Origin of the sequence: Lactobacillus delbrueckii subsp. delbrueckii DSM 20074 = JCM 1012 (assembly GCF_001433875.1) — a bacterium.
Classification (GTDB): domain Bacteria; phylum Bacillota; class Bacilli; order Lactobacillales; family Lactobacillaceae; genus Lactobacillus; species Lactobacillus delbrueckii.
On the sequence record NZ_AZCR01000025.1, the window covers coordinates 5,954 to 7,666 of the forward strand.

2 protein-coding genes are annotated in these 1,713 nt (G+C 49.4%); both read right to left on the reverse strand.

Annotation, left to right across the window (positions count from 1 at the left end):
- Positions 1 to 194: 194 nt before the first annotated feature.
- A complete protein-coding gene (locus tag FD23_RS04930; RefSeq protein WP_025895861.1) occupies positions 195 to 1,043 on the reverse strand; it encodes an LD-carboxypeptidase in 849 nt (282 codons plus the stop codon).
- A gap of 44 nt (positions 1,044 to 1,087) precedes the next feature.
- Positions 1,088 to 1,713, reverse strand: a 626-nt coding sequence (locus FD23_RS10430) for an RsmF rRNA methyltransferase first C-terminal domain-containing protein (protein ID WP_236743882.1), incomplete at its 5' end; no start/stop codon positions are given.

Consider the following 1,713-nt stretch of genomic DNA (forward strand, 5'->3'; position numbering starts at 1 on the left):
CCTTAGCTACAGCATAAATGCCGATCAAAAGAACAGTCGCGATCAACAATGCAAACATTTCTTTTGGATAGATAGAAACGACAATTGCAAATACACCGAATGCTACAAAGCATGCAAACAAATCAATAATCTTCTCGCTAAGCATCATAATCACCCGATTTCTACGGGGCTTAGCGGGCGGTTTTATACTTATATTATACGCCAACTTCCTTGAAAACGCACTCTTGCCCCAACCTTATTGCCTTAGCATCCGGCCGGTGGCCAATAAATTCAGTCTTGGCGATTGGAAGATTTGTTGGTAGCAGGTCCAGGAGAATTTCTTCTGGCAACTGGCTTTCCTTTAACTTGTCCAGCTCACTGAATGTCCCCAGTAAAACGCCGCTGATCTGGTTAAAAATCCCGGTCTCCCAGCATTGCTCAAGTAAACTAGCTACCAGCTCCGGCTGACCCCGGTAGGCCTCCAGCAACAAGATACTGCCAGTAAAATCGGGCCAGTAAGGCGTCCCCGCCAGTTTCAGCAGGCAGCGGAGGTTGCCCCCGTAAACTGGCCCTGCCATTTCACTGCCCCGGACAAAAGTCACTTCTAGTTCATCCAGCTCTTTTGCTGCTTCTTTACCTGCCAGCAGGCGGTCAAAATAGCCGCTCTTCAGCAAATCCTTGTTGACCAGGCAGTTGCGCAGCTGGAAGTTGACCGCCTGGTTGCCGTTTTTGGCCAGGGCCGTCAAGATCGTCGTCAAGTCGCTGTAGCCGTAAAAGACCGCCTGGCTGTCCTTGATCTGCTCCAGATCCAAGTGGCCTAAAACCGTATTGGCCAAGTCACCGCCAGAAATGTCAAAAATATGCGCCATCTCTGGATCCAGGAAGAAACTTTCCAGTTCCCTTGCCCGCTTTTCTCCCCGGCCGATTAATGTATCATCGGTCAAAAATTGACTGACCATGACTTCCAGTCCCCGGTCTTCCAAGATCTTTACCAGCTGGTCAACAACTGGCCGATATGCTGCTTTTAAGGGATTTGAACACCCAACCAGGGCTACCTTCATCATGCTGTCTCCTTTTCACATAATCAAAATTATGTAAAGCTAATCCGCTATTGCCGCAAACCCTTAGGATAGTAATTCTTCAGATGTCCCTTGCCAGAGAGTTTCCCAAAGCTGAAAATCATCCCCCGGCAGGAAACCAAGACGAAGCCCTTCAAGCTGGAGTCAACTTGCAGGCTTTCCCCATGCAGGTAGTGGTCATACTCGTCTTCAGTCAGGTCAACCACTCTTTCCTGGTCAACTTGACCTAAAACTTCCGCCAGCTGGTGGCTCGGCTCAAAGCGCTTCTTCTTCAAAATCCCCAGTTCCAGACCGTTGTTAAGGACCTTGATCCCTTTCAATTGTTCAGGTTCAAGGGCCGGGACAAAGACATGATCCTGGCTCTTCAGCATCTGGCTTGGCCAGGAAGCAAGACTTTCCGGCCAGTTAAAGCCGGCTATAGCTTCACTGATATAGCCGGACTCTTCCTTGCTTGGCCGCTCCAGGCTGCTTCTATTCCCTTTATTCTTGCCTTTGCCCTTTTTCTTCTTGCCCTCGTTTTTTCTGACCGGAGAAAAAACTTCTCCTGCTTCAGCTGCAAAGCTTTCTTCGCCAGCTGCCTTTTGCAGGCTGGCGACAAACTGCCCTTCACCAACACCATCCTGTGGCCAAAAACGGGCACAGTTTGCTAAACTAG

Bases quoted from the DNA above. Each gene is read 5' to 3' on its own strand.
- FD23_RS04930 (WP_025895861.1), bottom strand. From the start codon at position 1,043: ATGATGAAGGTAGCCCTGGTTGGGTGTTCAAATCCCTTAAAAGCAGCA.